Below are 6,017 nucleotides of genomic sequence, written 5' to 3'. Positions count from 1 at the left end.
TCCCATAGTAGAATAAATTATCTACTATGGGAGGGCATTTTTGTGGGTTTAAAGATAAGTCAAAGGAGCAAAAAAGAAAGAAAACTCTTTAATCTCTTCAATTACTATTTCATGCTTACGGACGAATATATACCCAACCCACAGCTTGCTTTTTCACTATTTCACCAACACCAGCGGAAACGACAGTCACAAAATCAAGCAATTCATCTTTCTGAATACCTAAATCACGCATGGCATTGGCACATGCGCATAATACGACCTTCTTTTCTGCTAATTCCTTAAGCGTTGTCTCAAATACATTGGTATCCCTTGCAAGCATCTTCACTGCGTCGCCATTAGCAACCATTTCAATGTTTAAATTTCCCTCACCAAGATCAACAATCAAATTGCTAATATTATGGAGCACTAAACCTGCTTTATCCTGCTCATCGATATGAAAGATCACGTTGAACTTATCCATTATTTACCTCCTAGTCTCCCGACATTATTTTACTCGAAATATTATCACATTTTATTCATTTTGAGAAATGTATAGTTATACCCTTAAACGTTTATACAAGGTGCGAAACTGTAATGCCTCAGCTAAATGCTCATGCCTTGGCAAGGGATTTTTGCATTGGTTTATTAATTTATACGATATCATACACTGTTTTTCTGTGTGTGTAACTTGGGTTATATTCCCTTGCCATTGTTCGTTGAAAGCCAACACCTCAGTGCTCGGGCGCATGACCGAATTTTAAGAGTTGCACGTACGATTGCAGATCTTGACTTCAATTGAATTTATTTGGAGGTGAGAGGAATGGACGAAGGAAGTAGCGGGGACATGAAACCTGACGGGCGAAGTAGAAAAAGGAGCAGTCTCTCATGGAATTATTATGTAATCCCTCGGTCTGTTCCTCTGCCTAAAATCTAAAATAACGATAAAGCACAGAGATGCTAAAATCCAATATAATGATTTAAGCACACCTTGCTACGTGTTTTATGTCTTTACTTCCTAAATTATTGGACTACATTAAATTGTAGTCTGATAGCAAAATTAAGGAGGTTAAGACCATGAAAAAAGTAGTTCAAAATGTACAGAGCAAGGTATCCCCACTGTCTGAAAAATTGCTTACTTGCAGCAAAATGCAAACAGGTGTCTTTCTTAGGGAAATGGAAACCTCATATAGCGGTCTAAATGAAGATAAGGTAGACACTCAACGGGATAAATACAGAAGCAATGCAATATCCCATGATAAGCAAGAATCTGTGCTTAAAAGGCTATTTGATGCTTTTATAAACCCTTTTACCATTGTACTTTTTGTCCTTGCAATTATATCTGTTTTTACGGATATAGTGTTAGTCGCACCAGAGGATCGTGACCTAACTTCGGTTATTATTATCTGTGTGATGGTGACAATTAGCAGACTGTTGCGTTTTATTCAAGAAACACGCTCAAACAATGCTGCCGAAAAGTTAAATGACATGGTGCATACGACCGTTACTGTTGAGCGTGACGGAGCTGGCAGAATGGAAATACCTCTTGAAAATCTTGTATGGGAAGTAATGTGGTAAGTGGTTCTGCAATCTGTGTGGTCATTGCGACGGGTGACAATACCTTCTTTGGCTCCATGGCTAAATCCATAACTGGAAAACGGGTGGAGACGAGCTTTGACAATGGCGTAAACTCTGTAAGCTGGCTTTTGATCCGCTTTATGATGTTGATGGTTCCGGTTGTGCTTAAAATGAAATCCCAGTCCGTAAAAACTCTCGACGCTTTAAAAGTACTTTATACCCTTCATCTATGTTGTTTTGACATTTCCTGATCGCATCATGAGCGCTTCGTCCAGGTCTAAACCCATAGCTATTGTCCAAAAAATGCTTCTCGAATATCGGTGTGAGCACATCACACCCATCATGGTCAAGATCTGGTTAAGTAGAACAAAACAAAAACAAACAAAAAGAGCCCCGAAAGGCTTGATTTTAATGCTAAACAGATCTTCAACCAAAAGCTCGAGTCTGAATTACTACAAATGGTTTATAATTCACTCCGGTAAACACCTAAGAACCAAAATGAGGAAGCATATCTTTTCCAAACGGAAATTTTATGGTTCAAGTCACACAATTACAAATTATATCCAAATATGTAAATTGTCTAATAACTCAATAATTGATACAATAAAATTATGCACTCCCTTTGATTTTCGAGGGGGTGCATTTTTCTAGGGGGGTGCAAATCTGTAGGGATGCAAACATTATAATCCTTTTAGCAATTTTTAATGTCTATCCAATTGGGTGGAAATCCCATTGCTTTATATACATCTCCAATAGTAATAGTATTTATCTGTTTCGCTAATTTATCTACTTCACCTTTAACAGAATAGAAAAATTTATTAAAGGAGTTTTTGCTCAGCATTAATTTAAATATAATTACAATTGCAAAAAGGTCATTTTTTCCATATACCGGATTGTTACTTCTGCCGATTGGTATATTCATTTGTGTATGTATACTATTTGTTTTTATCATATTTGGATGCATATCCCTTTTAAGTGCCTTTAGATTATATAAACGTTCATCATGGGCACAAGCATTACGATAAATCGAAAGCACAAAAATTATTTTACTTAATTCATCAGGTCTTAAAGAAAATTTTCTTCCAATGTCATTTTGATCTGCCTGTTTTAAATAACTATAGAAAATACTTAATGTTCCTAATGAAAGGGTATTTACAAGAACCCACAACGGTACATATCCGTAGGTAAGCATATTATGTGAGATCATTGGATTATTCTTAGCTAACTGATTTGAGATGTCTCTTTGTAAGCTTGCAATTAGCCCTGAAATGTCACCAATTTTTTGAGCAGCAGTTTTTCGTTCCCAATGCTTTACACTTATGTCAAAGTTGTTTATTTTCAGATAATTATCATAACCATATTTCTTCGAGAAATCATGTGAAAGAATGCTTTTAAAATTATTTTCAATCTCTAATATATATCTGATAAAGATATTTCTTAATTCCCTATCAAATAAATATAATGAATAAACTTCGAAAAAATCAGTTCCATGTATATATTTTTCATCTGGACCTGTATACGTTGAATCTATAAATAATTCCTTATATCCATTAATTAAATTGTAATAGTTTTCCATCTCCAGAATTCGCTTAACTCTACTTCCATTATTAATGATCATGCCTCTTTTTCTAAGCTTGATCATTTGAGACCTTGTACTTGTGAATATCTTATCCATACTCATTTCCTTCCAAAATAAAAACCCCGGGCCCGTAGGACACCGGAGTATGATCACTAATATTATATGCAGATATTCTTTACACACTCATAATATCATGAAATGTTTTTTCTGTAAAGAACTTTTACATGGGATAAAATAAGGGAATCCGGTGATTAAATTATATCATTTTTTGTTTTTATATGCAATATAATGCGCAACCACTATTTTATATGGATGACACACAATACTAACCCCTCTACATATTTTCGGCTTTAGCTATCCTCTTGTGATTCGATTACTCGCATTTCTCGAAGTATGTGGCTAAGTGGATTGCACCTATCTGCATTCTCTCTTACTAACAGAATATACTCTTTTAACAATTGGACAGCTTACTCATCTGTGTATGTAGCCAGATGGGCTTCAAGTTCATCTGCATACCTAGAAAGTTGCTCATGTTTGAACCAATTATTTGCATGAACTGAAATATCATTAATGAGAGAATTTCTATGTGCTTGCCTTTTTTGTTCACGTTTCTGCTGCTCTTCCCTTAACTCTTTGGCCTGACTTTCTTCTTTCTCCTGCTCATACTCTAAAACCCACTTTTTGTGGTCAAGATGAGCAGATATTTCATTATCGCAGCATCGTTTATAAAACTCTGTAATCATCATTGGAATTTGATTTTCCAATCTATTATCAACAACATCAATGTAAGACAAGTAATTCGATGGCGTATTTTCGGAACTAGAATAATGCCTTCCTTTGTATATTCGCCAATTGATTTGAAGTCTTCCGTCAAAAACCATTTCATATAGCGGCTTGAACTCTGTCTTTTGATCATCGAGGTATCGCCGCTTCGATTTGCATTCACATAAGTCAAAAGATATCGTGGTACCCAATATCGTTATATTGATATTGTCTTTATCCCCTCGATCAACTGAGGTACTGCCCTTTAACTCCCTAAACGCCTTCAAAATAGTATCAACGATTCTATAAGCACGGTTGCGCTGGCTGTTTGAAACGTTAATTGGAATTATTGGTTCATTGTCGCGGTCCTTTACCTTTTCTAACGGATTCCATAGCTTAATGCCCTCACCCCTAAAGGGGTACTCCTTATCTCTTTCTATTCGATACTCCATTTCCAATTTGTGTTTGGAGATTAGCTCGTCGTAATCTTGTATCCGTCCCGGTACTGTCAAACCATTGCACCAATTTGTGAAAATCTCCAATGAACCTGGAGCCAGCAAATCAAAGTCGTGCATATTCTCTAATTGCTCAACAGTCAATTCCTCAAAGTCGAGCAATTCAAGTATACCTTTCTTCCTTTTCGACTGAACCTTTGAAGCATTCGCTTCATCACCATGACTCTCGTAACTGAGTATTGTTTCATTATACGGCGGGAGAGAAGGTCGATCAGCAACAGGCTTTCCTGCTTTAACTTTTGCCCAATATCCATTTGGCGGTAATGGAATGTTCAATGATTTGCATCGTTTACGCAATCCGTTATCTGAAATACCATATCTAACCGCAACTGTTGTCATCGGCTCAGCCCATAATTCCTCATATAGCGTTTGCCTTGTCTTCTTTATATTTTGCGACTCACTCATGCTGTCCTCCTCCATCACAAAATGCAAAACCGCTACGCAACAAATTGTCGACTAATTCTTCCAATTCGGCATCATTAGCCATACCTTTGGGAATTAAATACCGTTTCTGATTATCATTGAAAGCTGCACTCAGCATAGTATAGAAATCATCATAAGTAGGGTGTTTAAATTTATGTAAGTAATAAGCATCCAGCTCCTTACTGATTTGTTTATACCTCGGGCCATAGGATTCTTGAGTTTTGAAATTTGTAATGTTCAGGCATACAATTGAATTTTTGATTTCAGTTAATGCTCCAAATACCTCACTTTGGCTATAGGAACTGCTCCTCTTGCTTCCAAGCAGAGCCGGAAAATCAATTGAGAATCTCAGCGGAATTTTACGTTCACGTAATTGGACCTTTAGCTTTATCAAGTCCTCAATAGTATTTAAATAGCTGATTGGTTTCGGTTTCTGCTTCAACATCTTGTTTTCTAATCCGTTCACAATGGCAACTTTCATTTGAGTATTCTTTTTCATTTTCTTTTCAAGTATAGAGCAACATAAAATAAATATCTCTTCATCAAATGATGCAGTTTTAACCGGAGCAGTCAACTCTAATACTTTTGGCACACCAAATTCTTTGAATGATGCATTCAAGGCGTTTGTTAATGACGTCATTTCTTCACTATTCTGCCATACACCGGCATATGTTTGGGAAACTTCTACCCGCAAGATGTATGGCTTCTCTGGTTTCTTCTTCAAAACGCCGTCAGTTGTAATGATATGCTCCGTCAGACAAGATGCATCTTCAGGATAATTGAGCCCGGAGCCGCTCACAGGCAACAAGGCGTTAACGTTTCCAACAATATTCACCCTTCCTCGAGATACACAAAGGTTAACGTACTCGGGCCAATAGTCGTCATCATAGACCATTGTGAACAACCATTCGTGCATAACCATCATTTCCAACTCGCCTCTCTTGTTTTCCAAGAAGGGTCTATGCTTGTTATCACCATAGATGCGATCGATATCAAACGGATTATTATTGTAACGATAATTGTAGTTATTTACGTAGTATAGCCTTTCTCCATAAAGTTCTCGTTCATATTTCACATACCTATCATGGTAAGTATCAGCAAGATTATATGCAAAAGAAAATAAATTGACGCCATATTGTCTGTAGGTTTCCTTTACCCATTTAACGATGTTGTTATCCAGATGA

At 36.6% G+C, this 6,017-nt stretch carries 6 protein-coding genes and 1 pseudogene; 3 read left to right on the top strand and 4 right to left on the bottom strand.

The features are described 5' to 3' along the window. Window positions 1-115: 115 nt before the first annotated feature. A complete protein-coding gene (locus DSOL_RS25325) occupies window positions 116-460 on the bottom strand; it encodes a DsrE family protein (RefSeq protein WP_075367483.1) in 345 nt (114 codons plus the stop codon). Window positions 461-697: 237 nt separating this feature from the next. On the opposite strand from DSOL_RS25325, the pseudogene DSOL_RS30280 reads away from it, so the two are divergent. From DSOL_RS30280 to DSOL_RS29325, 3 genes and pseudogenes are all read left to right on the top strand, one after another. Continuing rightward, a pseudogene (locus DSOL_RS30280) lies at window positions 698-769 on the top strand (magnesium chelatase subunit ChlI family protein); the annotation flags it as partial. A gap of 284 nt (window positions 770-1,053) precedes the next feature. Continuing rightward, complete coding sequence (locus tag DSOL_RS25315; RefSeq protein ID WP_075367481.1) at window positions 1,054-1,554, top strand: cation-transporting P-type ATPase; 501 nt, start codon at window positions 1,054-1,056, stop codon at window positions 1,552-1,554. Beyond that, a complete protein-coding gene (locus DSOL_RS29325) occupies window positions 1,536-1,805 on the top strand; it encodes a hypothetical protein (RefSeq protein ID WP_075367480.1) in 270 nt (89 codons plus the stop codon). The genes DSOL_RS25315 and DSOL_RS29325 overlap by 19 nt, the downstream gene beginning before the upstream one ends. A 440-nt stretch (window positions 1,806-2,245) precedes the next feature. On the opposite strand, the gene DSOL_RS25305 is transcribed toward DSOL_RS29325, so the two are convergent. From DSOL_RS25305 to DSOL_RS28280, 3 genes are all read right to left on the bottom strand, one after another. Next, entirely contained in the window at window positions 2,246-3,229 is a 984-nt protein-coding gene (locus tag DSOL_RS25305) for an Abi family protein (protein ID WP_075367479.1), read from the bottom strand. A 371-nt stretch (window positions 3,230-3,600) separates the two neighbouring features. Continuing rightward, complete coding sequence (locus DSOL_RS25300) at window positions 3,601-4,815, bottom strand: hypothetical protein (RefSeq protein WP_075367478.1); 1,215 nt, start codon at window positions 4,813-4,815, stop codon at window positions 3,601-3,603. Next, a partial coding sequence (locus tag DSOL_RS28280; protein ID WP_075367477.1) for a hypothetical protein occupies window positions 4,808-6,017 on the bottom strand: 1,210 nt, incomplete at its 5' end. The genes DSOL_RS28280 and DSOL_RS25300, both read right to left, overlap by 8 nt.

The organism is Desulfosporosinus metallidurans (genome assembly GCF_001936615.1).
In the GTDB taxonomy this organism is placed as follows: Bacteria; Bacillota; Desulfitobacteriia; order Desulfitobacteriales; family Desulfitobacteriaceae; genus Desulfosporosinus; species Desulfosporosinus metallidurans.
This window is presented reverse-complemented; position numbering and strand designations above follow the sequence as displayed.